This is a genomic window from Achromobacter sp. NFACC18-2, from assembly GCF_900108985.1.
Lineage (GTDB): Bacteria > Pseudomonadota > Gammaproteobacteria > Burkholderiales > Burkholderiaceae_B > Achromobacter.
This window is the reverse complement of the sequence record NZ_FNYM01000018.1, coordinates 83,633-109,079: the sequence shown is the minus strand read 5'-3', so window position 1 is coordinate 109,079 and position 25,447 is coordinate 83,633. Positions and strand designations below refer to the sequence as shown.

Here is a 25,447-nt window from a genome sequence, read left to right as displayed (position 1 = left end):
GTCTTGAACGCCCGTGAACGGACGCCGGGACATGCCGGGATTCCGATCAGGCCTGGATCAGGCCTGGATCAGGCCCGGATCAGGGCCGGAACGGCGCGGGATCCAGCGGCAGCTCCAGCCCGCCCATCTGGGCGGTCAGCAGCGCCGCGCTGCCGCAGGCCAGGGTGAAACCCAGCGCGCCCTGGCCGACGTTCAGCCAGAGATTGTCGGCGGCGGGACTGCGGCCGATCAGCGGCTTGCCGGTAGGCGTGGCCGGCCGCAGTCCGGCCCACGGGATGGCCTGGCTCAGGTCCAGTTGCGGGAAGGCTTCGCGCACCTGGCGCTTGAGCAGGCCGATGCGCGCCGGGTCGATGTCGGCGTTGTTGCTGCCGATATCCACCATGGCCGCGATCCGCAGCACCCTGCCCACGCGGGCATAGACGATGCGCCGCTCATAGTCGGTCACGCTGATGCGCGGCGCCACGTTGTCGTCATCGGCCAGCGGGACGGTCAGGCTGTAGCCCTTCAGCGGGTACAGCGGCACGTCGTGGCCCAGCGGATTGAGCAAGGCGCGCGTGCCGATGCCGGTGGCCAGCACCACGGCGTCGGCGCCGATATCGCCATCGCGCGTGTTGACCGCGACGATGCGGCGGCCTTCGCGCTGCAGGCCGGACACGGGATTGGACATGGCGCACTGCACGTTGCCCAGGGTCTGCAGGCGATCGAACAGCGCTTCGGTGAACTGGCGGCAGTCGCCGGCTTCTTCGCTTGGGGTATAGATGGCGCCCGCCAGGCTGGCGCCCATGCCGGCAAGCGCCGGCTCGCGCGCCACGGTCTGGGCGGCGTCCAGCACCTGCTGGTCCGCGCCGTGCGCGGCCTGGTAGGCCACCAGCGCGCGCGCCTTATCGAGCAGTTCGGCGCTGCGGTACGCAATGAGCTTGCCGTTCTTCAGGTGCCCGAAGGCCAGGTCTTCCTGTTCGAGCAGGGAATGCATCACGTCCCGGCTGAGGTAAGACAGCGTCAGCATCTGCGCCGTGGACGCCTTGGCCACCGACGCGCGGCAGGCCAGCGCGAACTGCAGGCACCAGCGCCATTGGTGCGGATCCAGCCGGGGCCGGAAACGCAGCGGCGAATCCTGGCGCAGCAGCCAGCCCGGCACGCTGGGCAGCACGCCGGGGCCGGCCAGCGGCGCCACATAGCTGTAGCTGAGCTGACCGCCGTTGGCATAGCTGGAGACTTCCGCCGGACGGGGCTGGCTGTCGACCAGCACCACTTCATGACCCTGGCGCGCCAGGAAATAGGCCGACGTCACACCGACGACGCCCGCGCCAATCACGCAAACGCGCATACCGTTATCCAAAAAAGACCGCGAACCGGTCCATTCTGTAACGGGGTCCCCCGCGCCGGCAAATGCCAAACGCCGCAGGGGCCATAACCAAACTTCATGCCCTGGGATCAGGCGATCCGGTGCAGCTTGATGATGGCGGCGGCGGTCGGTTCGCGCACCAGATCGGCCAGCGTGTAGGCATTGAGCGCGTCGTAGAACGCCTGCAGCGTTTGCGCCAACACGCCCGCCAGCCGGCACACGCCGTCCAGCGCACAGGGCGGCTCGCGGCAGTCGATGAGCGGTCCCTGCTGTTCCAGCTCGCGCACCAGGTCGCCGACCCGGTAGTGGGTGGCCGGATGCGCCAGCGCAAGGCCCCCGCCCTTGCCGCGCGAGGTGCTGACCCAGCCGCGCTGCGACATGAAATGCACCACCTTCACCAGATGGTTGCGCGACAAGGCGAAGCGGTCCGCGATCTCGGGGATCGTGACGGCGGCGGGCCGGTCGCGGCATTGCGTCAGGTACATCAGGACGCGCAGGCCAAAGTCGGTGAATCGGGTCAGTTGCATGGCTGTGGGGCGGAGACCGGGCGGCCCGGAAACATCAGGCCGCCAGGATACACCGCTCAGGCGGCGACGCCGCCGGTGCCGAATGCCTCGGCGTGGATGCGGTCTTCGGCCACGCCCAGGCCCAGCAGCGCCTCGCGCTGCGCCCGCATGAAAGCAGCCGGGCCGCACAGGTAGTAATCGGCGCCCGGCACGATGGCCTCCTCGCGGATGGCGTGCAGATCGACGCGCCCCTTGTGGTCGTAATCGCGGCCAGGCTGGTCGCCATGGGCCACCTCTTCGTAGAACACCGCCTTGCGCACATTGGCGCGCGACGCGGCGATATCGTTCACGTGGTCGCGCATGGCATGCACCGACCGGTTGCGGCAGCCGTGCACGAAGCGGATCTGCCGATCGTCGTTGGCCCGCACCAGATGGTTCAGGATCGACACCATCGGCGTCAGGCCCACGCCCCCGCTCAGCAGCACGACCGGCGCGTCGCCGTCTTCACGCAGGTGGAAATCGCCCTGCGGCGGCGCCACGTCCAGCACGCCGCCCTCTTCCAGGCTGTCGTGCAGCGCATTGGACACGCGCCCCGCCGGCGTCTGGTCGCCCGCGGGTTCGCGCTTGACCGAGATGCGCAGGCGATCCTGCCCCGGCGCGTCCGAGAGGCTGTACTGGCGCGGCTGCATCAATCCCAGTTCCGGCACATAGACGCGCACCGACACGTACTGCCCCGGGCTGTACGCCGGCACCGTGCCGCCATCGGCCGGCGCCAGATAGAAGGAGGTGATCTCGGCGCTTTCCGGCTGTTTGCCCACCACGCGGAACGCGCGCCAGCCGGTCCAGCCGCCCGGCTTGTTGGCCGATTCCGCGTACAGGCGCGCCTCTTCGGCAATCAGCAGATCGGCCAACTGCCCGTAGGCGGCGGCCCAGGCGTCCACCAGCTCGTCCGTGGCGGCGGCGCCCAGCACTTCGCGGATAGACGCCAGCAGATGCTTGCCCACGATGGCGTAGTGCTCGGGCCGGATACCCAGGCTGACGTGCTTGTGCACGATGCGCGTCACCACCGGCATCAGCACGGAGGGATCGTCGATGTGCTCCGCATAGGCGGTTACCGCGCCGGCCAGCGCATGCTGCTGCGCGCCGCCGGCCTGGTGGGCCTGGTTGAACACGTGCTTGAGTTCCGGATTGTGCTGGAACATGCGCGCGTAAAAGTGCTTCGTCAGGGCCACGCCATGGACCTTCAGGACAGGGGCGGTGGCCTTGACCAGCTCGCGGACTTGGGGACTCAACATCTACGGCTCCTTGAATGGCGATCGTGCTCGCCTTTAAACATATATTCATAATACATCTTTAAGGGCGGACAGAAAAATCGCAGCTAGGATCAGTCTGAATCGGAGCGCCAGCGGCCAAACGGCTCGGGCGGCGGCAAGGTGCAAGCGGGCAGGCAAATCCATTGCGGCGCCACCGCGTCCGCGGCTCGATCCTGCGGGGCCTGCCACACCACCGAGGCCACCCAATCGCTTCCGATGCGGTAGGAACACGCCTGCCACGCGCCCCCGGGCGCGCGCAGCAGCGGGCTTTCCGGCGACCCGGACAAGCCCACGCAGGCCATGTCCGCGGGAAAATCCAGCCCCGCTCCTTTAATGAAGGCTTCTTTTAGTGTCCAGAGCCGATAGAAGTGTTGCAGGCGCGCTTCGCCCTGCAAGTCGGCCAATGCCTCGCGTTCGACTGGCGAACAGACCCACTGCGCAAGCCCGTCCACGTTGCGTGGCCGGATGGCCTCCAGGTCGATGCCGATCTTCCAGCCGGGCGGCGCCGTCGCGCAAACGGCATGTCCGCCACTGTGGCTCAGGGACGTTGCCCCGGGAACCGGCCCTGCGCGGCGCAGGTGCTGCAGCAGCGCGCGGCTGACTTTCCAGTCTTGCATCGCCTTGCCGCTGCGGATCGCCGCCGCCCGCCGGAGGTCGTCCGCAGACAGGTGTTCAACCCGGTATTGAGAGGCGGCGCTTTGATCGGCCCACCAGATTAAAAGTTCCTGAACGCTCACGGCTTAAAAGTAACTTTTGGATAAAATTATCGGTAATATGGGTTATTTTGTGTAATTTGTAACTGTTTAAATCGTTTCAGGCCGTATTCGCCATAGTAGAATCGCGCGCTATGTTGACGTTCTCAATCGCGCACTGGCAAGGTTGGACGCACGGATTTCAAGACCCGAGCCGTTGGCAGCACTGGGCCGAACACCCCTACTGCCCCCTCGGAGATCAAAGCGCCCCCCGCCTCGACTTCCTGCCCCCCATGCAACGCCGCCGCCTCAGCCCCCTGGCCCGCGGCGTCTTTGCTTGCGCCTGGCCGCTGGCCGACGGATATCCGGACATGCCGTTCGTATTCGCCTCGCGCCACGGAGAAACGTCGCGCAACTTCGGGCTGCTGGAATCGCTGGCGGCGGACGAGCCGCTGTCCCCCACCGCATTCGGACTGTCGGTCCACAATGCGATCGCCGCGCAGTGGTCGATCATACGCCGCGACACCGCCGAGTCCGTCGCGATTGCCGTCGAGGACGACGGCCTGGAACACGCCTTTATTGAAGCGGCCATGCTGTTCGATCAAGGCCATGACAACGTGCTCGTGGTGCTGGCCGAAGAACAGCCGCCCCGGCCCTACGCCCCGTGGGTGGACGATGTGCCGTTCTCTTACGCCGCCGCCTTCCGGCTGCGCCCGGGCACGGACTGGGCGCTCGCGCCCAGCGCCGCCACCCCCGGCGACGCTGCGCCGCAGATCTGGCCCAATCCCTTGAACCTCCTTCGCCATCTCGCGCTGCGGACCCCAAGCTGGCGGCACGCCAACCGCACCCGCCAATGGACCTGGACACGCAACGCATGAACACCACGGCACAAGTCCGCCAGGATTTCTGGCTCTGGCGCCTGGTCGCCACCGGCATGGCCTTCACCCTGTTCGGCCTGGGCGGCGTGCTGCTGCGCCTGATGGTGTTCCCGCCTCAACGGCTGTTGCCGGGCGACCGCCACGACCGGCAGCGCCGGGCACGCTGGGCGCTGCATGGCACCTTCAGGCTGTTCATCCGCTTCATGGTGCGCGTGGGCATCCTGACCGTGGAATTCAAGGGCGCCGAACGCCTGGGCCGTCCGGGCCAGATGATTCTTGCCAATCATCCGTCGCTGCTGGACGTGGTGTTCCTGGTCGGGCACGTCAAGAACGCCAATTGCATCGTCAAGCACGGCCTGGCGACCAATCCCTTTACCCGCGGGCCGGTGGCAAGCGCGGGCTACATCACCAACGACGAAAGCTTCGACATGTTCGATCGCGCCGCGGACGTGCTGCGCAATGGCGAAACGCTGATCGTATTTCCCGAGGGCACGCGCACGCCGCCCCGCGCCCTGCCGCAGTTCCATCGCGGGGCCTGCGCGATTGCCTTGCGCGGCGCGCGGGTCGTGACGCCGGTCGTCATCCGCATGAATCCGCGCAGCCTGACCAAGGGCGAGCCCTGGTACCGCATTCCGCCTTCCCGCATGCGCTATGTCATCGAGGTCGGCGAGGACATCGATCCGACGACCTGGAGCGCCGTGCATCCGCTGCCCATCGCCGGCCGCAAGATGAATGCCTATCTGCATGCCTATTTCGAAGCCGAACTGGCGCGCAGCGCGCCGGACGGCGCCTCAATGAACGCGCTGTCGCCCCAGACGGTGGAAGTGGAGTCAAAGCTGGATGAATCAACTGGAACTTGAGCTGAAAACGCTCGTCATCGAGTCCCTGGGACTGGAAGACATCACCCCCGACGACATCGACCGCGAGGCCGCGCTGTTCGGCGACGGGCTGGGCCTGGATTCGGTCGATGCGCTGGAGCTGGGCCTGGCGCTGCAAAAGCGCTACGCCATCACCATGGATCCCGAAACGCGCAACATGCGCGAGCATTTCGCCAGCATTGCCAGCCTGGCGGCATTTGTCACAGCGCAACGCCGCGACTGACGCACACGGAGTCACGATGCATACCCGCGAAGAAATATTCAATACGCTGCGCGGCGCGCTGGTCGAACTGTTCGAGATCGAACCGGAACGGATCACGCCCGACGCTCACCTGTACACCGACCTGGAAATCGACAGCATCGACGCGATCGACCTCATCGACCACGTCCGCCGGCAGACCGGCCGCAAGCTGGACGCCAATGATTTCCGCACGGTCCGCACCGTCGAGGACGTGGTCCAGGCGATGTGGCAAAAGCAGGATCCCGCCGCATGAAACGTGGCGTCGCGGCCGCGCTGGCCGCCGCCGCCGTGGCCTACCCGTTCCTCGTCTACGCGACGCTGGACAGGGTAAGCGCCGCCTGGCTCGCGTTGCCGCTGGCGCTGCTTTGGCTGGCGCGCGCGCTCACGGCGCGCGCCACGCAGCCCGGCGACCGCCTCCTGCCGGCCGTCGCCCTGGTCTTCTGCCTGATCCTCGCCATCTCCGATTCGCAAAGCTGGCTGCGCTGGTATCCCGTGCTGGTCAATGCCCTGATGCTGGCCATCTTCGGCATGAGCCTGCGCGGCCCGCAGCCCGTCGTCGAACGCCTAGCGCGATTGCGCCATCCGGCGCTGCCGCCCGAAGGCGTGCGCTATACCCGGAACGTCACCCGCGCATGGTGCGTCTTTTTCGCGCTGAATGGCTCGGTCGCGGCCGCGCTGGCGGTCTGGGGGCCCTGGAGCTGGTGGGTGGCCTACAACGGCTGCGTCAGCTATGTGCTGATGGGATTGATGGCCGCCGGCGAGTGGCTGCTGCGCCCGGCCATGGCCAAGGCCAAGGCAGCCTGAGCCATGGCCTGGACGCCCCTGCCCCGCCTGCTGTTGCCGGCCACGCCCGGCGACGGCAACGCCCCGGTCGCCGATTCGCCCCTGCTGACCCGTGACGCCTTCGCCCAGGCCAGCCTGCGCATCGCGGGCACGCTGCGCGCCCGCTCGTCGCGGCGGGCGGCGCTCTGGTTCGACGACGCGGCCGAACTCGCCTGCGCGCTATTCGCCTGCTGGCGCGCGGGCGTGGTGGCCGTCCTGCCGGGCGACCGCCAGGCCCAGACCTGCCAGGGCCTGGACGCCACCGTCGACGCGTGGCTGACCGACGCCGCGCTGCCCTTGCCCGCCGCCCGCCAGTGGCGGCTGGCCGACCTGCATGAACATCCGCCCCTCGAACCGGCGGAACTGGATGCGTCGCAGACCCTGGTGCTGTGCACCTCCGGTTCCAGCGGCACGCCCAAGCACATTGCCAAGACCTGGGGCCAACTGGCGCAGGAAGTGCAGGCGCTGCAGCAGCAGTGGCCCGACCCGCAGGCGCCCGTGCTGGGCAGCGTGTCGGCGCAGCACATGTACGGCCTGCCCTTCCGCGTCTTGTGGCCGCTGTGCGCGGGCCGGCAGATCGACCGGCCGCAGCGCCTCTACCCCGAAGACCTGCAGCAGGCCAGCCTGCGCCATCCCTCCTTCACCTGGATCGCCAGCCCCGCCCTGCTGCGGCGTCTGGGCCAGCGCCTGGACTGGACGCAGTTGCGCGGCAAGCTGACCCGCATCCACTCGTCGGGCGGCGCCTTGCCGCGGGACGTGTCCGATGACATCGCGCGGTCGCTCGGCCTGCGTCCCACGGAAATCTACGGCAGCTCGGAAACCGGCGCGGTGGCCTGGCGCACCGGCGACGCGGACTGGCAGCCGCTGCCCGGCGTGACCGTGGACGTGAACGGCGACGGCGCCCTGCGCGTCGCATCGCCGTGGGTCCATGCCGACGACCGCCAGACCGCGGACGGCGCCGAGCTCACGGCCGGCGGCTTCCGGCTGCTGGGCCGCCTGGACCGCATCGTGAAGATCGAAGAAAAGCGTGTGTCGCTGCCCATGCTGGAGCACGCACTGACGGAACACGCCTACGTCGCCGACGTGCGCGTGGGCAAGGCGGCCGGCGCGCCGCGCCTGACGGCGCTGGTGGCGCTGACGGCCCATGGCCTGCATGCGCTGCGCAACCAGGGCCGCGCAGCCGTGGTCGATGCCTTGCGGGCCCATTTGGCCACGCGCTTCGAATCGCTGGCGGTGCCCCGCGGCTGGAGATTCTTCCGGGACCTGCCCGCCAACGCGCAGGGCAAGCTGCCGCAAGCCGAGTTCGACGCCGCGGCCGGCCCGCGCCCGCTGGCGCCCGTCGCCATCCCCACGGACGTGGCGGCCGTGCCGGACAACGAGCGGCGCTACACGCTCGACATTCCCTATGACCTGGCGTACTTCAGCGGTCACTTTCCGATCGCGCCCGTGGTGCCGGGCGTGGCCCAGATCAGTTGGGCCATGTCGCTTGCCCAGCGCGACCTGAAGCCGGAACTGAGCTTTGCCGGCATGGAGGCGCTGAAGTTCCAGCGTCTCCTGCGCCCGGGCGACACCGCCGCCCTGGCGCTGAAATGGGATGCGGACCGGCAAAAGCTGTATTTCGCGTTCACGGTGGACGGCTCGCCCTGCTCGTCGGGACGCATTCTCCAAGGGGCGGACCATGGCGCCGCATAAGCTGTGCGCCGTCATCCCCGTGTTCAACCACGGCGGCACCGTGTCCGCGGTGGTGGCGCAACTGACGGCGCAGGGCCTGCCCTGCGTGCTGGTCGATGACGGCTCGGACCCGGCGTGCGCGGCGGTGCTGGACCAGTTGGCCGCGCAGCCCGGCATGCGGCCCGACATACGGCTCGTGCGCCGCGCGGTCAATGGCGGCAAAGGCGCGGCGGTCCAGGACGGATTGCGCGCCGCCAGCGCGCTGGGCTACACGCATGCGCTGCAGGTGGACGCCGACGGCCAGCACGCGCTGCAGGACGTGACGGCATTTTCCAGCGCCTCGCGCGCCAGGCCGGACGCGGTGATCTGCGGCGCGCCCGTGTACGGCGACGACGTGCCCCGCAGCCGCCTCTACGGCCGCTGGCTGACCCGCGTCTGGGTATGGATCAACACCTTGTCGTTCGACATCCCCGACGCCATGTGCGGCTTTCGCATCTATCCGCTGGCCGGCGTCCTGCCCGTGATCGACGGCGCCCATGTCGGCCGGCGCATGGATTTCGACATCGCCATCCTGGTGCGGCTGCATTGGCGCGGCATGCCCATGGCGTGGCTGCCGACGCGCGTCGTCTATCCCGAAGGCGGCATCTCGCATTTCAAGGGGCTGCAGGACAACCTGCTGATCAGCCGCATGCATGCGCGGCTGTTTTTCGGCATGCTGGCCCGATCGCCAGCCCTGCTGTGGCGCCGCCTGACCGGGAGCGTCCGTCCATGAGCGCCCCCGACAGCCATTGGGCGGGGCAGCGGGAACGCGGCCATCCGGCGCTGATGCGCCTGACGGCCTGGGCCGCGCGCAGGCTGGGCCGGCGCACCGTCGCACCCGTGGTCTGGCTCGTCGTGCTGTATTTCTATGCCTTCGGCGCGCGCGCCCGACGCGCGATCGCCGCGTATCAGCGGCGCCTGGTGAACGCCGGCGGCCTCGTCGCGCCGCTGCCCCGCGCCTTTCCCGTCTACCGGCAATACCTGGCCTTCGCCACCGCCATGCTCGACAAGCTGGACGTCTGGCAGGGCAGGATCACCATGGCCCAACTGGACATCGCCGACCCGGATGGCCTGCACGGCCAGATGGGCCATGGCCGCGGCCAGATCCTGGTGGGTTCGCACCTGGGCAACCTTGAAATCTGCCGCGCGCTTGCCGAGCAGACCGGCGCGCTCAGATTGAACGTGCTGGTCCACAGCAAACATGCCGTCCACTTCAACCGCCTGCTCGATGAAGCCGGCGGCGGGCTGCGCATGATCCAGGTCAGCGAGCTGGACGCGGCCGTCATGCTCGATCTGGCGCAACGCCTCGATCGGGGCGAATGGCTGGCCATCGCCGGCGACCGCGTGCCCCTGCAGGGCGATCGCACGGTGCCGGTGCAATTCCTGGGCGACGCCGCGCGACTGCCCCAGGGCCCCTGGCTGCTGGCCGGGTTGCTGGGATGCCCGGTGAATCTGCTGTTCTGCACCCGCCAGGGCGACCGGTACCGCGTTTCGATGGAGCGCCTGTCGGACGGCATCGCCTGGACGCGCGCGACGCGCCAGCAACGGATCGCCGACTGGGCGCAGCGCTATGCCGACCGCCTCGCGGCGCACTGCCGACTGGCCCCGCTGCAGTGGTTCAACTTCTACCCCTTCTGGAAAGACGATGCGTAAACGCGGCGCCATCGGCGCGGAAGTCGAAATTCGCGTGCCCTTTTTCGACGTCGATTCGATCAATGTCGTCTGGCATGGTCACTACGTGAAATACCTGGAGCAGGCGCGCTGCGAGCTGCTGGACAGCCTTGGCCACAATTACGGCGCCATGCGCGCCAGCGGCTATGTATGGCCGGTGATCGACCTGCACCTGCGTTACGCCCAGCCGGCGCAATTCGGCCAACGGCTGGTCGTGCGCGCCGAACTGGTGGAATGGGAACATCGGCTCAAGATCAACTACCTGATCCAGGACGCGGAAACGGGCCAGCGGCTGACTCGCGCCACGTCGGAGCAGGTGGCGGTCTGCCTGGCCAGCGGCGAGATGCAACTGGCCTCGCCCGAGGTCTTCGTCGCCGCGGTCCGAAGCAAGCTCCAGTCCCTGGAGGCCGGCACATGATGCGCATTCCCACCCCCCGCCCGTTCTGGAAACGGCTCGCCTGCCTGCTGGCGCTGGCCCTGCTGCCCCTGACCGCCGCGGCCTTCGACCTGGACGACCTGCGGGCACAACTGCGCGCCACGCCGATCGTGCGCGGCCAGTTCGTGCAACAGAAATTCCTGCGCTCGCTGCCCCAGCCCCTGACCAGCCGCGGCGACTTCACGCTGGCGGCCGGAAAAGGCCTGCTATGGCTGCTGCGCACGCCCATCGCGCAGGACCTGCGCATCGATGCCAACGGCATCTCGCGCCGGGACGAGTCCGGCGCCTGGATAAAGCTGCCCCAGCAGACGGGCGGCGGCCGCGAGAACCAGCTCTTTCTTTCCGTGCTGGCCGGCGACACCCGCGCGCTGCAGGAGAACTTCGACCTGGCGCTGACGGGCGAGTCCACCGACTGGCATTTGACCCTGACACCGCGCTCGGCGCTGCTGCGCCAGATCTTCGACACCATCCGGATCGATGGCGGCGCGCTCGTTGACCGCATCGAACTGCGTGAAACCCAAGGCGACCGCAGCGTGCTGCAGATGACCGGCGCCGTCGCCGCGCAAGCCTTGACCCCCGAGGAAGAGCGTGCGTTCGCGGACTGAACGCTGGCTGCCCCGCCTGTTCAAGCTGGGGCTGCTGCTGGTGCTGCTGGCCGGCGCCTGGCAGTGCCGCAACGGCTGGCCGGTTTCCGCCAATCTGATGGAGCTGGTGCCGCAGGCGTCCGTTGACGCCACGCGGCGGCTGGCCGAGAGCCGCATCCAGGAACCGCTGTCGCGCCAGCTCATTGCGCTGGTCGCCGCGCGCGACGGCGCCGATCCTGTGCCACCGGCGCGTCTGCTGGCAAAGCGGTGGACGGACAGCGGCCTGTTCTCCCAGGTGCAGGTGGACCTGAACGTCGACCTGGCCGCCCTGCGCGAGCACCTCCTGGCGGGCCGCCTGGCCATGCTCCCGCTGGCGGACCGCCAGCAACTGGAAAACGACCCCGCGGCCTACGCGCAGCGCCGTGCCCGCGAGCTGTCCGATCCCTTCTCCTCGTCGGGCCTGGTGCCCGCCGATCAGGACTGGCTGGGGCTGACGCGCCGCGCCGAACAGGCGCTGCGGCCCGGCGGACTGGTGCATTTCGACATGGGTTCGGGCACGTTGCAGGCCGAACAGGGCGGCCGGCGCTGGGTGCTCGTGCGCGCCGATACGCGCGGCGACGCCTTCGACGCCGACGCGCCGCAACGCATTGCGGCGCAGATCGACCAGGATCAAGCGGTCTTGGGCGCGGCGGGCGCCGAGCTGCTGGTGGCGGGCGGCCCCCTGTATGCCGCGGCCGGCAAGGCCCAGGCCGTCGCCGAAAGCGGCTGGATCGGAACCGGCGCCGCCATCGGCATCGTGTTGGTGTTGCTGCTGGCGATGCGCCGCTGGCGCGTGCTGCTGGCGTTCGTGCCCGTGGCCGTGGGGCTGGTGACCGGCGCGGTCGCGTGCGTCGCCGTATTCGGCTCCATCCACGTCCTCACGCTCGTCATCGGCGCCAGCCTGATCGGCGTGGCCGTGGACTTCCCCATGCATTGGCTGGGAAAAAGCTTTGGGATGCCCGACTGGCAAGCCTGGCCGGCCTTGCGCCGGGTCCTTCCCGGCCTGACCATCAGCCTGGCCGCCAGCCTGGTGGGTTACCTCGCGCTGGCGTTCACGCCGTTCCCGGCGCTGACCCAGACCGCCGTGTTCTCGGCGGCCGGCCTGCTGGGCGCTTATGCATGCACCGTGTGCCAGCTTCCTGCCTGGATGCACGGCTGGCGGCCACGCCCCTGGCTGCCCCTGCTGGGCTTTGCCCAGCGTGCGCTGCGCACGCGCGAACGGCTGGCCGCCCGGCGCGGCGTCCTGTGGATCGGCGCGGCCCTGGTGGCGGCGGGCGTCGCGGGCGGCATTGCGCGGCTTGGCATCCAGGACGACCTGCGCCAGTGGCTGAGCCTGCCGGCGCCCCTGATGGAGCAGGCCAGGCAAATCGGCGACATCACCGGCGTCGTGCCCACCAGCCAGTTCTTCCTGGTGCGCGCCCGCGATCCCGATGAACTGTTGCGCCGACAGACGCGCGTCGCCCAGCGGCTCGATGCGCTGGTGCGCGACGGCAAACTGGCCTCGTACAACGCATTGAGCCAGCTCGTGTCGCCGGCCGCCGAGCAGGAGGCCCTGCGCGGCAGGCTGGCCGCCCTGGCCGCACAGCCGCAGGCCTGGAAAGCCATGACCGACCTCGGCATTCCGTTCGAGGCCATCGCGCAAGAGCTGCAGTCGCTCGCGGCGCTGCCCCCGCTCACGATCGACGATGCGCTGCGCGGGCCCCAGGCCGAACGCTGGCGCGCGCTGTGGCTGGGCAAGCACGACGGCGAATACGCGGGCATGATCACCCTGCTCGGCCTGCGCGACCCGGCGGCCCTGGCCGCCGTGGCGCAGGACGCGCCGGGCGTCAGCCTGGTCGACCGCAGCGGCGAACTCAACCGCATGTTCGCCGCCACCCGGATCGAAGCCGCCGAACTCAAGCTCATTTCCTATGTGGCCGCCGCGGTGCTGCTGCTGCTGACGCTGGGCCGCGCGGCGACCTGGCGCATCCTGGCCGTGCCCCTGGCGGCCACCGCCTGCAGCCTCGCCGCGCTGGGCTATCTTGGCCAGCCCCTGACGCTGTTCAGCCTGTTCGGCCTGCTGCTGGTCTCGGCCATCGGGGTGGATTACGCGATCTTCATGTTCGAGCGCGTCGCGGGCGCGGCCGCCAGCCTGGTGGGCATTCTCCTGGGCGCGGTCACGACGCTGCTGTCGTTCGGACTGCTCGCCCTCAGCCAGACCCCCGCCATTGCCAACTTCGGGCTGGCCGTGGCGCTTGGCGTGGCCTTTTCGCTGCTGTGGGCGCCGTGGATCGGCCCGCCCCGCGGGCGCTGACGCTTTCCTCTCATCACGCATCGCAACATGGAAACATCCAGCATGGAACATCGGGAAGTCGTGGTCATCGGGGCGGGCCCGGCCGGCGCGGTCGCCGCGGCCTTGCTCAAACGGCAGGGGCACGACGTCCTGATCCTTGAACGCCAGCAATTTCCGCGCTTTTCCATCGGCGAAAGCCTGTTGGCGCACTGCCTGGAATACCTGGACGAGGCAGGCATGATGCCCGCCGTCCAGGCCGCCGGCTTCCAGGTCAAGAACGGCGCCGCATTCGCCTGCGGCGACGCCTACACCTACTTCGACTTTCGCGACAAGTTCACCGCCGGGCCGGGCACAACCTTCCAGGTGCAGCGCGCGCACTTCGACCAAGTGCTCGCGGACGACGCCGCCCGCCAAGGCGTCGAAGTGCGCTACCGGCAGGAAGTCACCGCGGCCGACTTCGGCGGCGACGGCCCGCTGCTGGACGTGCGCACCGCCGAAGGCGATAGCTATCAGGTCAAGAGCCGGTTCGTGCTGGACGCCAGCGGCTACGGCCGCGTCCTGGCGCGCATGCTGGACCTGGAACGCCCGTCGTCCATGCCGCCGCGCAAGGCCATCTTCACCCACATCGAGGACCGCATCGACGATCCCGGCTTTGACCGCGAAAAGATCCTGATCACGGTGCATCCCGAACAACGGGGCATCTGGTACTGGCTGATTCCCTTCTCCAACGGCCGCTGCTCGTTCGGCGTCGTCGGCGGCGAAGACCTTTTCGGCGTCCCCGGTGTAGACCTGATGACCACCTTGCGCGCCATGGCGCAGGCCGCGCCCAACCTGAAGCGCGTCTTGAAGAACGCGGTCTGGGATACGCCCGCCAACACGATAGGCGGCTACTCGGCCAGCGTGACGCGCCTGCACGGCCCGGGCTATGCCTTGCTGGGCAACGCCGCGGAGTTCCTGGATCCGGTGTTTTCGTCCGGGGTCACCATCGCGCTGCGCTCGTCCAAGCTGGCGGCCGATGCGCTGCACCGGCAGCTGGGCGGCGCCCAGGTGGACTGGCAAGCCGAGTTCGCGGACCCGCTGATGGTGGGCGTCGAGACATTCCGCGCCTATGTCCAGGGCTGGTACAGCGGTGAATTCCAGGACGTCGTGTTCTACCCGCGCGCGCAACCGGAAATACGCCGCATGATCAGCGCCATCCTGGCCGGCTACGCGTGGGACACCCGCAACCCCTTTGTCGCCAACCCGCAGCGCCGCCTGCGCATGCTGAGCGAACTCTGCCGCGCGGGCGCCCCGCTTGCGCAGCCCGCCTGAGCCGCCCCATGAACGCCGCTGCCGCCTTCTTCCTGACCGTACGCCGAAGCCTGGCGCTTGCGCTGCTGGCGTTGGCCGGTTGCGCCGGCGCGCCGCCCCTGCCCGCCCACGATGCCGGCTTTGCGCTGCCGCGCCAGTTGCACGTGGCGCAGACGGCGCCAGGCCAGCCCGCCGCCGACCTGCTCCTCGTGGTCCAACGCGAAGGCGCCGCCATGCGGTGGTCGTTGTTCGATCCCTTGGGGGTTCCGCAGGCGCGGCAGATGCTGGAGCGGGGCCAATGGCGCAATGACGGGTTCATGCGCCCCAATGCGCAGGCGCGCGAGCTGTTCGCCGCGCTGATGTTCGCCTGGACGCCGCAAGCGGATCTGGACGCCGAGTACGGCGCCGCGTCGTGGCGCGCCGTCGGGCCTGCCGGCGGCGCGACGCAGCGCGTTCTGCTCGGGCACGGCAAGGCGCGCTGGACCGTCACCTGGCCCGGCGATGCGCAAGGCCAGGCGTTTTCCATCCGTACCGCCGACGACGTGACGTGGCGGATCACCCCCTTGAAGGAGCAGCCATGATGACCTGGCTAGGCACCCCCGGCGTGGTGTGCGCGCTTGGCGCCGGCGTCGAGGCCGTCGGCCGCGCCGCGTTCGCCGGCGACACCACCGGCATGCGCGCCCAGGCCGGCTGGGTCAATGGCCGCGTCCTGACGCTGGGGGCCTGCACGGGCGCGCTGCCCGCCCTGCCCCGGGAACTGCCCGCGCATCACCACAGCCGCAACAATCAACTGCTGCTGGCGGCCGCGACGCAGATCGAGGCGCCGCTGCGCGCCGCCATCGCCCGCTATGGCGCGGACCGCGTCGCCGTGGTGCTGGGCACCAGCACGTCCGGCGTCAATGACAACGCGCCCGCATTCCGCGACTTGCGCCAGCATGGCGCCTGGCCCGCCACCTACGACTACCGCCGGCAGGCCCTGTCGTCCCCCGGTTCGTTCCTCGCCGACTGGCTGGGCACGACGGGACCGGCCTACACGCTTTCCACGGCCTGCACGTCCAGCGCCCGCGCCCTGCTGTCGGCGCAGCGCCTGCTGCGGCTGGGCCTGTGCGACGCCGTGGTCTGCGGCGGCGCCGACACGCTGTGCCGCCTGACCATCAACGGCTTCGCCACGCTCGAAGCCGTCGACGACGCGCTATGCACGCCGTTTTCGGTCCATCGCCGCGGCATCAATATCGGCGAGGCCGGGGTCCTCTTTTTGATGGAGCGCGACCCCGCCGATGCGAATGCCGTGGCGCTGCTCGGCGGCGGCGCCAGCTCGGACGCCTGGCACATGTCCGCGCCCGACCCCACCGGCGAAGGCGCCCGGCGGGCCATGCTGGCCGCCCTGCGGTCGGCGGACGTGGAGGCCGCCAGCATCGGGTGGCTCAACCTGCACGGCACCGGCACCCCACACAACGACGCGATGGAAAGCCACGCCACGAACGCCGTGTTTCCGAACGGCGTGCCCTGCGCATCGACCAAAGCCCTGACCGGCCACACGCTGGGCGCGGCAGGCGCGCTGGAAGCCGCGCTGGCCTGGATCACCCTGTCCGCGTCCAACGCCGAAGGCCGCCTCATGCCCCATGTCTGGGACGGCCATCCCGATCCGGCGCTGCCCGCGCTGGAATTCAGCACCCCCGCGCATCGCTACGCCGCGGGCCGGCGCCGCGTGGCGATGAGCAACTCCTTCGCCTTCGGCGGCAACAATGCCAGCCTCGTATTCGGAGGTCATCCATGATTCCATGGCCGGTCGCCAGCCTGCTGCCGCACGCGGGCAACATGATCCTGATCGACACGGTCAGCCACTACGACGCGGACAGCCTCACCGCGCATGCCGTCATCCGGCCGGGCCCCTATTCGCTGGCGGACGGTTCGCTGCCGCCGTGGCTGGGGATGGAACTCATGGCGCAGGCCGTGGGCGCCTGGGCGGGATGCCAGGCGCGGCAGGCGAACGAATCCGTCAAGCTGGGTTTCCTGCTTGGCACGCGGCGCTATGAATGCCATGCGGCCTCGCTGCCCGCGGGCGCCGCCATCACCATCCATGTCCGGCGCGGCCTGATCGACGCCAGCGGCATGAGCGTCTTTGAATGTGAACTGCGCGACCCGACCCGCTTGCTGGCCGAAGCCCGCCTGAACGTCTATCAGCCCAGCGACCCGCAAACCTTTATGCAGGAAGAAGCCCCCCAATGAGCGCCGACCCCATCCTCGTCACCGGCTCGAGCCGCGGCATAGGCCGCGCCATCGCGCTGGCCCTGGCCGACGCCGGCCACGATCTGGCGCTGCACTGCCGCCAGCAGCGCGCCCAGGCCGAAGCCGTCCAGGCCGAAGTGCAGGCCCGCGGCCGCCAGGCGCGCGTGCTGCAATTCGACGTGGCCGACCGCGCGCAATGCGCCGCCGCGCTGCAGGCGGACATCGAGGCCCATGGGGCCTACTACGGCGTCGTCCTGAACGCCGGCCTGACACGCGACGGCGCATTTCCCGCCCTCACCGGCGATGACTGGGACCAGGTCCTGCGGACCAACCTCGATGGCTTCTACAACGTGCTCAGTCCGCTGGCCATGCCCATGATCCGGCGCCGCGCGCCGGGGCGCGTGGTATGCATGGCGTCCGTTTCCGGACTGGTCGGCAACCGCGGCCAGGTGAACTACAGCGCCTCCAAGGCCGGCCTGATCGGCGCGGCCAAGGCCCTGGCCGTGGAACTGGCCAAGCGCCAGATCACCGTGAACTGCGTCGCGCCGGGGCTGATCGACACCGACATGATCGACGAACATGTGCCCGTGGATGAAATCCTCAAGGCCGTCCCCGCGCAACGCATGGGCAAGCCCGAAGAAGTGGCCGCGACCGTGGCATTCCTGATGTCCCCCGGCGCCGCGTACATCACGCGCCAGGTCATCGCCGTCAATGGAGGACTGTGCTGATGAAGCGCGTCGTCATCACCGGCATGGCCGGCATCAGCGCGCTGGGATCGGACTGGCCGCGCATCCAGCAGGCTTTCCAGGCAGGCCGCAGCGCCATCCGCGTCATGCCGGACTGGTCGCGCTACGCGGAGTTGAACACCCGCCTGGGCGGGCCGGTCGAGGATTTCCAGGCCCCGTCGCACTGGACGCGCAAGCAATTGCGCAGCATGGGCCGCGTCTCGCAGCTTGCGGTGCGGGCCGCGGAAATCGCGCTGGCCGACGCGGGACTGCTTGGCGATCGCAGCATCACCGACGGGCGCATGGGCGTGGCCTGCGGGTCGTCCGTCGGCAGCACGGCGGAAATCCGCGCCTTCGGCAACATGCTGCTCAATGGCGTGACCGACGACCTGAACGCGAACTCCTATGTGCGCATGATGCCGCACACCACCGCCGCCAATATCGGCATCTTCTTCGAACTGAAGGGCCGGATCATCCCGACCTCCAGCGCCTGCACCTCCGGCAGCCAGGGCATCGGCTACGCCTACGAAGCCATCCGCTACGGCCGCCAGGACCTGATGCTGGCCGGCGGCGCCGAAGAGCTGTGTCCCAGCGAGGCGCTGGTATTCGACGCGCTGTACGCGACCAGCCAGAAGAACGACACGCCGGAACTGACGCCCCGGCCCTACGACCGCGACCGGGACGGACTGGTCATCGGCGAGGGCAGCGGCATGCTGGTGCTGGAATCGCTGGAACACGCGCAGGCCCGCGGCGCGCACATCCACGCGGAAATCGTCGGCTTTGGCAGCAATTCGGATGGCACGCACATCACCCGCCCGGAAGCAGCCACCATGCGCGTCGCCATGGAGATGGCGCTGGCCGATGCCGGCCTGCCGCCCGACGCGATCGGCTACGTGAACGGCCACGGCACGGCCACCGAGCAGGGCGACGTGGCCGAGACCCAGGCCACCGCCCGGCTCTTCGGCAACCGCATGCCCATCAGCTCCCAGAAAAGCTACCTCGGCCACACGCTGGGCGCCTGCGGCGCGCTGGAATCCTGGTTCAGCATCGAAATGCTCCGCAACGACTGGTATGCCCCGACGTTGAACCTGCGGCATGTCGACCCGCTGTGCGGCGACCTGGACTACCTGACGGGCGAAGGCCGGCGCATGAACAACGAATTCGTCATGAACAACAATTTCGCGTTCGGCGGCATCAACACGTCCCTGATCTTCCGGCGCTGGCCCTGACGCTGGCCCCAGGCCGGCCCGGCACCGTTCCCCTCCGCTTTTTCACTGTCTTCCCAAGGAATGCAAATCATGAACCTTCACTGCAAGCTCGCTGGCGCGCTGGCCCTGTCGTTCGCTTTCTCGGCGCCTGTCCTGGCCGCGGATCGCACCGTCCACCTTCCCATGCAGGCCGCCATCGAGGCCGCGCAGGCGGCCGGCAAGATCGACGGCAGTGTGAAGTTCTACCTGGCCGGCACGGGCCCCAAGGGCAAAGTGCTGGAAGCCGGCGTGATCACCAACCGCAAAACGAATGCCTTCGCCAAGAAGGACGAAGATGCCTGCCTGTGGGTGGCGCAATCGGCCGTGATCGCCCTGCATGAAGCCGCCAAGAAGGCGGGCGCCAATGCCGTCACCAATATCGTCAGCTACTACCGCAAGAACGAATACCGCAGCACCACCGACTACGAATGCCACGCCGGCGCGATGGTCGCGGGCGTGGCCTTGCGCGGCGACCTCGCCACCGTGAAGTAAGCCCGGGGCGGGGCAGCCTGCCCGCCCTCGCCCGGTTTAAACTTCCCGTTTACCGCAACACCACAAAGGTTTACCCATGAGCACTGCTACGCTCAAGACCCGCCTGTCCGACTCCGTCAAGGACGCGATGCGCGCCAAGGCCGCCGAGCGCCTGACCACGCTGCGTTTCCTGCTGGCCGCCGTCAAGCAGAAGGAAGTGGACGAACGCCGCGACCTGTCCGACGCGGAAATCACCGCCATCATCGAAAAGCAGGTCAAGCAGCGCCGCGAGTCGATCGCCGCGTTCGAGCAGGCCGGCCGCACCGAAACCGCGGAACAGGAAAAGGCCGAACTGGCCGTGTTGCAAGAATTCCTGCCCCAGGCCGCCACGCCCGAGGAAGTGACCGCCGCCATCGACGCCGCGCTGGCCGAAGTGGCCGCGCAAGGCGTGACCGGCGCGCCCGCGATGGGCAAGGTCATGGGTATCCTCAAGCAGGCCCTGGCCGGACGCGCGGACATGACCGCGCTGTCGCAGCAGGTGAAGGCCCGCCTCGCCTAAAACGCGCCGCCAAACAGGTCCGGCTGGCGCGACTGCTGCGCCGGATCCGCGAAGTTGCTCATGCCCACGCCCGCCAGCCGGTACAGGGTTTCAGGCGGCAGTTCGACGCGTTCGCATAGCAATCTGGCCAGGGCCGCCAGTTCCGCCGCCGACGCCGGCGGCTGGGCGCTGGTCTGGCTGCGCGTCAGGATGCGGAAGCGGTCGGTCTTCAACTTGAGCACTACCGTGCGGCCCAGGGCGCCCTTCTTCAGCGCCTGGTCCCACACTTTTTCCGCCATGCGGTCCAGCGCCTCGCCCACGGCGTCCAGCCGGACGTCCTGCGAAAACGTGGTTTCGGCCGACACCTGCTGCAAGGGCTGGTCGGTCTGGACCTCGCGCTCGTCGATGCCGCGCGCCAGCTCATACAGGCGGCGGCCGTAGCGGCCAAAATAATGCTCCAGTTCCTGCGCGCTGTGCGTGGCCAGGTCGCCCACCGTCTGGATGCCCAGCTGCTCCAGCCGCGCCTGCGTGACCTTGCCCACGCCCGGCACCTTGCGCACGGGCAAGGGCTCCAGGAACGCCAACACCTTGTTGGGACGCACGACGAACAGGCCGTCAGGCTTGTTCCAGTCGGACGCGATCTTGGCCAGGAATTTGTTCGGCGCCACGCCGGCCGACGCCGTCAGGCCGGTTTCCTCGCGGATCTGCTGGCGGATGACCTGCGCGACCTCGGTGGCCGACGGCAGCCCGCACTTGTTGAGCGTGACGTCCAGATAGGCCTCGTCGAGCGACAGGGGTTCGATCAGGTCGGTATGACGGGCGAAGATCTGCCGGACCTGGCGCGACACGGCCCGGTAGCGGTTGAAATCGGGCGGCACGTAGATCGCGTGCGGACAGAGGCGCTCCGCCTTGATGGCGGACATCGCCGAATGGATGCCGTAGCGCCGCGCCTCATAAGAGGCCGCGCACACGACCGAGCGCGGCCCGGTCCAGGCCACCACCACGGGCTTGCCGCGCAGTTCGGGGTTGTCGCGCTGCTCCACCGACGCATAGAAAGCGTCCATGTCCACATGCACGATCTTGCGCTGGGAACGCGCAGTCTCCTGCCCCGTCATGGCCTCAATCCCGTGGCAAAAACATATATTATGACCGGCGACAATCCGCTACCCATTCCCGCACACGACGGTTCCATGACTGCATCCGCCCCCACAACCGACTACTTCGGCCTGACGATTCCCTTCATGCATTTCATTGGCCTGGTGCCCGAAAGCATTGCGCCGGCCTATGCCCGCACGACGCTGCCCTGGCGCGAAGACCTCACCAACAGCCGCGGCGACGTGCACGGCGGCACGCTGATGAGCGTCCTGGATTTCACGTTGAGCGCCGCGGCGCGCGGGTCCGCGGACGCCACCGAAGGCATGGCCACGATCGACATGAACACCACCTTCCTGTCCCCGGGCACGGGCGACCTGGTGATCGAGGCGCGCTGCCTGCGCCGCGGCGCGTCCATCGCCTTCTGCGAGGGCGACATCCGGCGCGCCGACGGCGAACTGGTGGCGCGCGCCACCGCCACCTTCAAGATCATCCGCCGCCGTCCGGGCGGCGACTGACCCAGACTGACCCAGTGCGCGCGCCTTACTTCGGCAGGTCGCGCGAAGGCTTGACGGGCGGACGCGGGTCCAGCGGCATGTAGGTGCTGCACGACACCAGGCCGTAATACACCGCGTCCTGCATCGCGCGCATGGCGGCCGCATCCCAGGTGCCCTTGCCCCACATCACGATGCGCACGTCCGTGGATTTTGCCCCCAGCGACTTCAGGTCGACGCGCGACATCTCGCGGTCCGAATAAGGGGCCAGCACGCGCACCACGCCGGACTGCGCGCTCTCATTCAGGTCGGAAACCACGCGGTAGGCATTGTCGGTGCTGCGCAGGCAGGCGTTGGACTGGCGGATGACCGCATCGTAGGCGTCCTTGAAGGCCACCGGCGCCTTGAATTCGCTGTGCGGCGACGAGCCGTCCTGCGAAATGCCCATCGAGCAGCCAGCCAGCCCCAGGGCCAGCGCCGATGCCGCGACCAGATTCCTGTACATGTAAATCTCCAGAAGAATTGCCGCGATTATCCCGCAAACGGCCTGGCGGGATAAGTGGGGCCGGTTCGACACCCTTTGCGCGGCTATGGCATTATCGACGAGCCGCCGGGACCGGCCCGCCGCAGCGCCGCCACTGGCGCGCGTGCGTCCCTTCGTCCCGCGCGTCCCCTGCAACGCGGATCGTCACCACGGAGGTTTTCCCTTGTTCTCATTCCTGCGCACCGTCCTGACCGCCGGCATCGTCGGCGCCACCCTGGGTGCCTGCGCCACGCAGCCGCCTCCCCGCGCCTATCCCCTGAAAGACTTCTTCCGCAATCCGGAACGCGGATTTTTCCGGCTGTCCGACGACGGCCAGACGCTGGCCTTCATGCAGCCCACCAGCGTGGACGGCCATCCCGCCCGCATGAACATCTATGTGCAGCCCCTGCAGGGCAGCCAGCTCGTGGGCGAACCGCGGCAACTGACCCGCGAGACCGCGCGCGACATCAGCGCCTACTTCTGGAAGGGCGCGGACGTGGTGCTCTACCAGAAGGACTTCGGCGGAGACGAGAACTTCCACGTGCTGGCCGTCGACGCGAAGACGGGCAAGATCACCGACCTGACGCCCTACGAGGGCGTGCGCGCGGGCATCGAGGACGACCTCGAAGACGATCCCGACCACGTGCTGATCAGCCACAACCAGCGCAACCCCGAGGTGTTCGACGTCTACCGCGTCAACGTGCACACCGGCGCGGCCGTGCTGGTGGCCCAGAATCCCGGCAACATCGTGGGCTGGCAGACGGACCACGCAGGTAAGGTGCGCGCCGCCATCGCAAGCGACGGCCTGAACACCACCCTGCTCTACCGCGACGACGAAGCGTCCGAGTTCCGCCCCCTCATCACCACCGACTACCGCACCAGCGTCAGCCCGGCCTTCTTCACCTTCGACGACAAGAAGTTCTACGCCCTGAGCAGTCGCGGGCGCGACAAGCTGTCCCTGGTCATCATCGACCCCGCCAATCCGGATGCCGAGGAAGTCATCTTCACGCCGGCCGAGGTCGACCTGGACGGCGCGGCGTTCTCGCGCAAGCGCCGCGTGCTGACCGTGGCGTCCTACCAGACGGACAAGCCGCAGTACCGCTTCTTCGACGCCGAGACCGAGGCCCTGTACCGCACCCTGTCCGAGCGCCTGGATGGCTATGACATCGCCATCCAGGGCGGCAACCGTGACGAGAACAAATTCATCGTCGCCGCGTACAACGACCGCACGCCCGGCGCGCGCTACATCTACGACGCCGTGGCCGGCACCCTGACCAAGCTGGCCGACCTGAACCCCGCCATCCCCGAGAAAGACATGTCGCGGGTGCAGCCCATCAGCTACCAGAGCCGCGACGGCAGGACCATCCATGGCTACCTGACGCTGCCGGCGGGCCGCCCGCCCAAGAACCTGGCCTGCGTCGTGAACCCGCACGGCGGACCCTGGGCGCGCGACGGCTGGGGCTACAACCCCGAAGTGCAGTTCCTCGCCAACCGCGGGTTCTGCGTGCTGCAGATGAACTTCCGCGGGTCCACGGGCTACGGGCGCGACTTCTGGGAGGCCGGCTTCGGGCAATGGGGCCTGAAGATGCAGGACGACATCACGGACGGCGTGCAATGGCTGGTCGAGCAAGGCATCGCCGACCCCGCGCGCATCGGCATCTATGGCGCAAGCTACGGCGGCTATGCGACGCTGGCGGGCGTCGCGTTCACGCCGGATCTGTACGCGGCGGCGGTCGACTACGTGGGCGTGTCCAACCTCTTCACGTTCATGAAGTCCATTCCGCCCTACTGGAAGCCGATGCTGGACAAGATGCAGGACATGGTCGGAGACCCCGTGCGCGATCGCGACCGCCTGACCGCGACCTCGCCCGCGCTGCATGCGGACCGCATCAAGACGCCGCTCTTCGTGGCGCAGGGCGCCAAGGACCCGCGCGTGAACAAGGACGAAAGCGACCAGATGGTGTCCGCGCTAAAGGCCCGCGGGGTGGACGTGGAATACATGGTCAAGGACAACGAAGGCCACGGCTTTCACAACGACGAGAACAAGTTCGAGTTCTACGAGGCCATGGAGAAGTTCCTGACGGAACACCTCAAGCCGTAGTCCCTGCCGTTTCCTCGTTCAGGGCCAGCGGGGCGGCGGCCATCTGGCCGCTGCCCGCGCGGGCCTGGCCGCGACCGCTCCAGGCCATTTCCACGCGGTCGCGCCCCTGCGCCTTGGCCTGGTACAGCGCCAGGTCGGCCCGCGCCAGGATGCCGTCGGCGCTGTCGCCCGGCTGGTAGGACGCCAGCCCGCCGCTCGTGGTCATCTGCACTTCCAGCCCCTGCAGGTACAAGGGCGTGTCACGCAAGGCATCGCACACGCGCTGCGCCTGCACCAGCGCCCGCGCCGGATCGCAGTCGTACATCAACAACACGAATTCCTCGCCGCCCAGCCGGCCGAAGCGGTCGCTCGAACGCACCGCGTTCTGCACCACCTGCGCGAAGTGGCGCAGCGCGGTGTCGCCCGCCGCGTGGCCATAGCGGTCGTTGATGGACTTGAAGTGGTCGATGTCCAGCACCAGCACGGCCAGCTTGCCGCCGGTGCGCTCGGCGCGCAGGAGCTCGCGCTCCAGCTCGTCCATGATGCTGCGGCGGGAGTACGCGTGCGTCAGGCTGTCGAACGTCAGCGCGGCCTGCATTTTTTCCGCCTGGCTCGTCTGGATCATGAAGAGCAGCGCGAGGAACAGGCCCGGCACCGTCACCGACCCGCAGACGATGAAAAAGAGTCCCCAGGCCGACGGCTGCAGCAGCGACACGGCCGTGTCCACGCCGGCGCCATAGACATACACGCGCAGGGCATGCAGACCCACCAGTCCGAAGAACGCCAGCAACAGGTAGAGCACCACGCCGCGCGCCTGGAACTGGCGGCGCTGCCGGAAAATGACCACGCCCGTCGCCGACATCAGCACGCAGGTATAGACCGAATACAGCAACATCCGCAGCACCAGGCTGTCGTTGCGGTACAGCAGCAGCGCAAAGCCGACCGTGCTGAGCGAGCACAGCACGGTCGTGCGCAGCACATGCGGGCGCAGGCCGAAAAACTGCCGCACGCCCACGTACACGAGCGCGGCGGAACAGGCCCAGGCCGCGTTCGACACCATCACATAGGCTGCGGGCGGAATGATGTCGGCGGATGCGTAGGCCAGCAGGGACAGCACGGCAAGCGCGTTGGCCGCCATGAACGCGGGCACGCCGTCGACGCCACGGCCGTGAAACGGAAGCAGCAACGGAAGCGCCAGGGCCGTCGCCAGGCCCCACATCAGGAAAAACAGGCTAGTCGTCATGGTGTATGCCGGCCCAGGCCTTCTGGGCCTGCCCCGCCTTTGGGAACTGCTGTTGCACTGGGTTCGCACTAGAAAACGCGTTACAAGCAAGCATTTTTGATGCTTTTTGTTACCAGAACGGCGAAAAG

Annotated in this window: 28 protein-coding genes; 21 read left to right on the top strand and 7 right to left on the bottom strand. The window is 68.6% G+C overall.

The window, feature by feature from the left end:
* Positions 1-79 precede the first annotated feature (79 nt).
* From BMW75_RS24025 to BMW75_RS24010, 4 genes are all read right to left on the bottom strand, one after another.
* Positions 80-1,327, bottom strand: a complete 1,248-nt coding sequence (locus BMW75_RS24025; RefSeq protein ID WP_092582170.1) for a D-amino acid dehydrogenase — start codon at positions 1,325-1,327, stop codon at positions 80-82.
* 107 nt (positions 1,328-1,434) lie between these two features.
* Complete coding sequence (locus BMW75_RS24020) at positions 1,435-1,872, bottom strand: Rrf2 family transcriptional regulator (protein WP_092582169.1); 438 nt, start codon at positions 1,870-1,872, stop codon at positions 1,435-1,437.
* Between the two features lie 56 nt (positions 1,873-1,928).
* Positions 1,929-3,146 (bottom strand): NO-inducible flavohemoprotein, encoded by a 1,218-nt coding sequence (gene hmpA, locus BMW75_RS24015; protein ID WP_092582168.1) that lies wholly within the window; start codon positions 3,144-3,146, stop codon positions 1,929-1,931.
* An 89-nt stretch (positions 3,147-3,235) separates the two neighbouring features.
* Positions 3,236-3,781: a 4'-phosphopantetheinyl transferase family protein gene (locus BMW75_RS24010; protein ID WP_254792114.1), complete on the bottom strand. Its 546-nt coding sequence runs from the start codon at positions 3,779-3,781 to the stop codon at positions 3,236-3,238.
* Between the two features lie 230 nt (positions 3,782-4,011).
* Between BMW75_RS24010 and BMW75_RS24005 the strand changes: the two genes are divergently transcribed.
* The 19 genes from BMW75_RS24005 to BMW75_RS23915 all read left to right on the top strand — a co-directional run bounded on the left by BMW75_RS24005 (position 4,012) and on the right by BMW75_RS23915 (position 19,908).
* Complete coding sequence (locus BMW75_RS24005; RefSeq protein WP_092582166.1) at positions 4,012-4,734, top strand: beta-ketoacyl synthase chain length factor; 723 nt, start codon at positions 4,012-4,014, stop codon at positions 4,732-4,734.
* Entirely contained in the window at positions 4,731-5,594 is an 864-nt protein-coding gene (locus BMW75_RS24000; protein WP_217646962.1) for a lysophospholipid acyltransferase family protein, read from the top strand. Before BMW75_RS24005 ends, BMW75_RS24000 begins: the two co-directional genes overlap by 4 nt.
* Positions 5,575-5,835, top strand: a complete 261-nt coding sequence (locus BMW75_RS23995) for a phosphopantetheine-binding protein (RefSeq protein ID WP_076521597.1) — start codon at positions 5,575-5,577, stop codon at positions 5,833-5,835. Before BMW75_RS24000 ends, BMW75_RS23995 begins: the two co-directional genes overlap by 20 nt.
* A 16-nt stretch (positions 5,836-5,851) precedes the next feature.
* On the top strand, positions 5,852-6,106 hold the full coding sequence (locus tag BMW75_RS23990; RefSeq protein ID WP_076521598.1) for an acyl carrier protein: 255 nt from the start codon (positions 5,852-5,854) through the stop codon (positions 6,104-6,106).
* Complete coding sequence (locus tag BMW75_RS23985; protein ID WP_092582164.1) at positions 6,103-6,657, top strand: COG4648 family protein; 555 nt, start codon at positions 6,103-6,105, stop codon at positions 6,655-6,657. Before BMW75_RS23990 ends, BMW75_RS23985 begins: the two co-directional genes overlap by 4 nt.
* Before the next feature lie 3 nt (positions 6,658-6,660).
* On the top strand, positions 6,661-8,367 hold the full coding sequence (locus tag BMW75_RS23980; RefSeq protein ID WP_092582163.1) for an ApeI family dehydratase: 1,707 nt from the start codon (positions 6,661-6,663) through the stop codon (positions 8,365-8,367).
* Positions 8,354-9,118: a glycosyltransferase family 2 protein gene (locus BMW75_RS23975; protein ID WP_092582162.1), complete on the top strand. Its 765-nt coding sequence runs from the start codon at positions 8,354-8,356 to the stop codon at positions 9,116-9,118. The genes BMW75_RS23980 and BMW75_RS23975 overlap by 14 nt, the downstream gene beginning before the upstream one ends.
* A complete protein-coding gene (locus BMW75_RS23970; RefSeq protein WP_092582161.1) occupies positions 9,115-10,038 on the top strand; it encodes an LpxL/LpxP family acyltransferase in 924 nt (307 codons plus the stop codon). Before BMW75_RS23975 ends, BMW75_RS23970 begins: the two co-directional genes overlap by 4 nt.
* Complete coding sequence (locus BMW75_RS23965; RefSeq protein WP_092582160.1) at positions 10,031-10,474, top strand: acyl-CoA thioesterase; 444 nt, start codon at positions 10,031-10,033, stop codon at positions 10,472-10,474. Before BMW75_RS23970 ends, BMW75_RS23965 begins: the two co-directional genes overlap by 8 nt.
* A complete protein-coding gene (locus BMW75_RS23960; protein WP_254792113.1) occupies positions 10,471-11,097 on the top strand; it encodes an outer membrane lipoprotein carrier protein LolA in 627 nt (208 codons plus the stop codon). Before BMW75_RS23965 ends, BMW75_RS23960 begins: the two co-directional genes overlap by 4 nt.
* Entirely contained in the window at positions 11,081-13,408 is a 2,328-nt protein-coding gene (locus BMW75_RS23955; protein WP_092582159.1) for an MMPL family transporter, read from the top strand. The genes BMW75_RS23960 and BMW75_RS23955 overlap by 17 nt, the downstream gene beginning before the upstream one ends.
* Positions 13,409-13,435: 27 nt before the next feature.
* Positions 13,436-14,698: an NAD(P)/FAD-dependent oxidoreductase gene (locus tag BMW75_RS23950; protein WP_092582158.1), complete on the top strand. Its 1,263-nt coding sequence runs from the start codon at positions 13,436-13,438 to the stop codon at positions 14,696-14,698.
* Positions 14,699-14,706: 8 nt separating this feature from the next.
* Positions 14,707-15,258, top strand: coding sequence for a hypothetical protein (locus BMW75_RS23945; protein WP_092582157.1), 552 nt, complete (start codon positions 14,707-14,709; stop codon positions 15,256-15,258).
* On the top strand, positions 15,255-16,454 hold the full coding sequence (locus BMW75_RS23940) for a beta-ketoacyl-[acyl-carrier-protein] synthase family protein (protein ID WP_092582156.1): 1,200 nt from the start codon (positions 15,255-15,257) through the stop codon (positions 16,452-16,454). The genes BMW75_RS23945 and BMW75_RS23940 overlap by 4 nt, the downstream gene beginning before the upstream one ends.
* Positions 16,451-16,906 carry a hotdog family protein gene (locus tag BMW75_RS23935; protein ID WP_092582155.1) on the top strand — a complete coding sequence of 152 codons (456 nt, stop codon included), beginning with the start codon at positions 16,451-16,453 and terminating at the stop codon, positions 16,904-16,906. Before BMW75_RS23940 ends, BMW75_RS23935 begins: the two co-directional genes overlap by 4 nt.
* Entirely contained in the window at positions 16,903-17,634 is a 732-nt protein-coding gene (gene fabG / locus BMW75_RS23930) for a 3-oxoacyl-ACP reductase FabG (protein WP_092582154.1), read from the top strand. The genes BMW75_RS23935 and fabG overlap by 4 nt, the downstream gene beginning before the upstream one ends.
* Complete coding sequence (locus tag BMW75_RS23925; RefSeq protein ID WP_092582153.1) at positions 17,634-18,860, top strand: beta-ketoacyl-ACP synthase; 1,227 nt, start codon at positions 17,634-17,636, stop codon at positions 18,858-18,860. Before fabG ends, BMW75_RS23925 begins: the two co-directional genes overlap by 1 nt.
* 69 nt (positions 18,861-18,929) lie before the next feature.
* Positions 18,930-19,370, top strand: coding sequence for an excinuclease (locus BMW75_RS23920; protein WP_092582152.1), 441 nt, complete (start codon positions 18,930-18,932; stop codon positions 19,368-19,370).
* Positions 19,371-19,446: 76 nt separating this feature from the next.
* A complete protein-coding gene (locus BMW75_RS23915; RefSeq protein WP_076521612.1) occupies positions 19,447-19,908 on the top strand; it encodes a GatB/YqeY domain-containing protein in 462 nt (153 codons plus the stop codon).
* Here the strand turns inward: BMW75_RS23915 and dinB are convergent.
* On the bottom strand, positions 19,905-21,002 hold the full coding sequence (gene dinB, locus BMW75_RS23910; protein ID WP_092582151.1) for a DNA polymerase IV: 1,098 nt from the start codon (positions 21,000-21,002) through the stop codon (positions 19,905-19,907). The genes BMW75_RS23915 and dinB overlap by 4 nt on opposite strands.
* Before the next feature lie 75 nt (positions 21,003-21,077).
* On the opposite strand from dinB, the gene BMW75_RS23905 reads away from it, so the two are divergent.
* Complete coding sequence (locus BMW75_RS23905) at positions 21,078-21,497, top strand: PaaI family thioesterase (protein ID WP_076522155.1); 420 nt, start codon at positions 21,078-21,080, stop codon at positions 21,495-21,497.
* A gap of 25 nt (positions 21,498-21,522) precedes the next feature.
* Here BMW75_RS23905 and BMW75_RS23900 read toward each other — a convergent pair whose 3' ends face one another.
* Positions 21,523-21,978 carry a BPTD_2524 family lipoprotein gene (locus BMW75_RS23900; RefSeq protein ID WP_076521614.1) on the bottom strand — a complete coding sequence of 152 codons (456 nt, stop codon included), beginning with the start codon at positions 21,976-21,978 and terminating at the stop codon, positions 21,523-21,525.
* Positions 21,979-22,180: 202 nt separating this feature from the next.
* On the opposite strand from BMW75_RS23900, the gene BMW75_RS23895 reads away from it, so the two are divergent.
* Positions 22,181-24,097, top strand: a complete 1,917-nt coding sequence (locus tag BMW75_RS23895; RefSeq protein ID WP_092582150.1) for a S9 family peptidase — start codon at positions 22,181-22,183, stop codon at positions 24,095-24,097.
* Here the strand turns inward: BMW75_RS23895 and BMW75_RS23890 are convergent.
* On the bottom strand, positions 24,087-25,319 hold the full coding sequence (locus tag BMW75_RS23890) for a GGDEF domain-containing protein (RefSeq protein WP_092582149.1): 1,233 nt from the start codon (positions 25,317-25,319) through the stop codon (positions 24,087-24,089). The genes BMW75_RS23895 and BMW75_RS23890 overlap by 11 nt on opposite strands.
* Positions 25,320-25,447: the final 128 nt, after the last annotated feature.

Coding starts and splice junctions, on each gene's coding strand:
- BMW75_RS23945 (WP_092582157.1), top strand. CDS start 14,707: ATGAACGCCGCTGCCGCCTTCTTCCTGACCGTACGCCGAAGCCTGGCG.
- BMW75_RS24010 (WP_254792114.1), bottom strand. CDS start 3,781: ATGCAAGACTGGAAAGTCAGCCGCGCGCTGCTGCAGCACCTGCGCCGC.
- BMW75_RS23915 (WP_076521612.1), top strand. CDS start 19,447: ATGAGCACTGCTACGCTCAAGACCCGCCTGTCCGACTCCGTCAAGGAC.
- BMW75_RS23905 (WP_076522155.1), top strand. CDS start 21,078: ATGACTGCATCCGCCCCCACAACCGACTACTTCGGCCTGACGATTCCC.
- BMW75_RS23935 (WP_092582155.1), top strand. CDS start 16,451: ATGATTCCATGGCCGGTCGCCAGCCTGCTGCCGCACGCGGGCAACATG.
- BMW75_RS24025 (WP_092582170.1), bottom strand. CDS start 1,327: ATGCGCGTTTGCGTGATTGGCGCGGGCGTCGTCGGTGTGACGTCGGCC.
- BMW75_RS23950 (WP_092582158.1), top strand. CDS start 13,436: ATGGAAACATCCAGCATGGAACATCGGGAAGTCGTGGTCATCGGGGCG.
- BMW75_RS24000 (WP_217646962.1), top strand. CDS start 4,731: ATGAACACCACGGCACAAGTCCGCCAGGATTTCTGGCTCTGGCGCCTG.
- BMW75_RS23995 (WP_076521597.1), top strand. CDS start 5,575: ATGAATCAACTGGAACTTGAGCTGAAAACGCTCGTCATCGAGTCCCTG.
- BMW75_RS23920 (WP_092582152.1), top strand. CDS start 18,930: ATGAACCTTCACTGCAAGCTCGCTGGCGCGCTGGCCCTGTCGTTCGCT.
- BMW75_RS23985 (WP_092582164.1), top strand. CDS start 6,103: ATGAAACGTGGCGTCGCGGCCGCGCTGGCCGCCGCCGCCGTGGCCTAC.
- BMW75_RS23980 (WP_092582163.1), top strand. CDS start 6,661: ATGGCCTGGACGCCCCTGCCCCGCCTGCTGTTGCCGGCCACGCCCGGC.
- fabG (WP_092582154.1), top strand. CDS start 16,903: ATGAGCGCCGACCCCATCCTCGTCACCGGCTCGAGCCGCGGCATAGGC.
- BMW75_RS23975 (WP_092582162.1), top strand. CDS start 8,354: ATGGCGCCGCATAAGCTGTGCGCCGTCATCCCCGTGTTCAACCACGGC.
- dinB (WP_092582151.1), bottom strand. CDS start 21,002: ATGACGGGGCAGGAGACTGCGCGTTCCCAGCGCAAGATCGTGCATGTG.
- BMW75_RS23940 (WP_092582156.1), top strand. CDS start 15,255: ATGATGACCTGGCTAGGCACCCCCGGCGTGGTGTGCGCGCTTGGCGCC.
- hmpA (WP_092582168.1), bottom strand. CDS start 3,146: ATGTTGAGTCCCCAAGTCCGCGAGCTGGTCAAGGCCACCGCCCCTGTC.
- BMW75_RS23890 (WP_092582149.1), bottom strand. CDS start 25,319: ATGACGACTAGCCTGTTTTTCCTGATGTGGGGCCTGGCGACGGCCCTG.
- BMW75_RS23925 (WP_092582153.1), top strand. CDS start 17,634: ATGAAGCGCGTCGTCATCACCGGCATGGCCGGCATCAGCGCGCTGGGA.
- BMW75_RS24020 (WP_092582169.1), bottom strand. CDS start 1,872: ATGCAACTGACCCGATTCACCGACTTTGGCCTGCGCGTCCTGATGTAC.
- BMW75_RS23960 (WP_254792113.1), top strand. CDS start 10,471: ATGATGCGCATTCCCACCCCCCGCCCGTTCTGGAAACGGCTCGCCTGC.
- BMW75_RS24005 (WP_092582166.1), top strand. CDS start 4,012: ATGTTGACGTTCTCAATCGCGCACTGGCAAGGTTGGACGCACGGATTT.
- BMW75_RS23965 (WP_092582160.1), top strand. CDS start 10,031: ATGCGTAAACGCGGCGCCATCGGCGCGGAAGTCGAAATTCGCGTGCCC.
- BMW75_RS23970 (WP_092582161.1), top strand. CDS start 9,115: ATGAGCGCCCCCGACAGCCATTGGGCGGGGCAGCGGGAACGCGGCCAT.
- BMW75_RS23990 (WP_076521598.1), top strand. CDS start 5,852: ATGCATACCCGCGAAGAAATATTCAATACGCTGCGCGGCGCGCTGGTC.
- BMW75_RS23900 (WP_076521614.1), bottom strand. CDS start 21,978: ATGTACAGGAATCTGGTCGCGGCATCGGCGCTGGCCCTGGGGCTGGCT.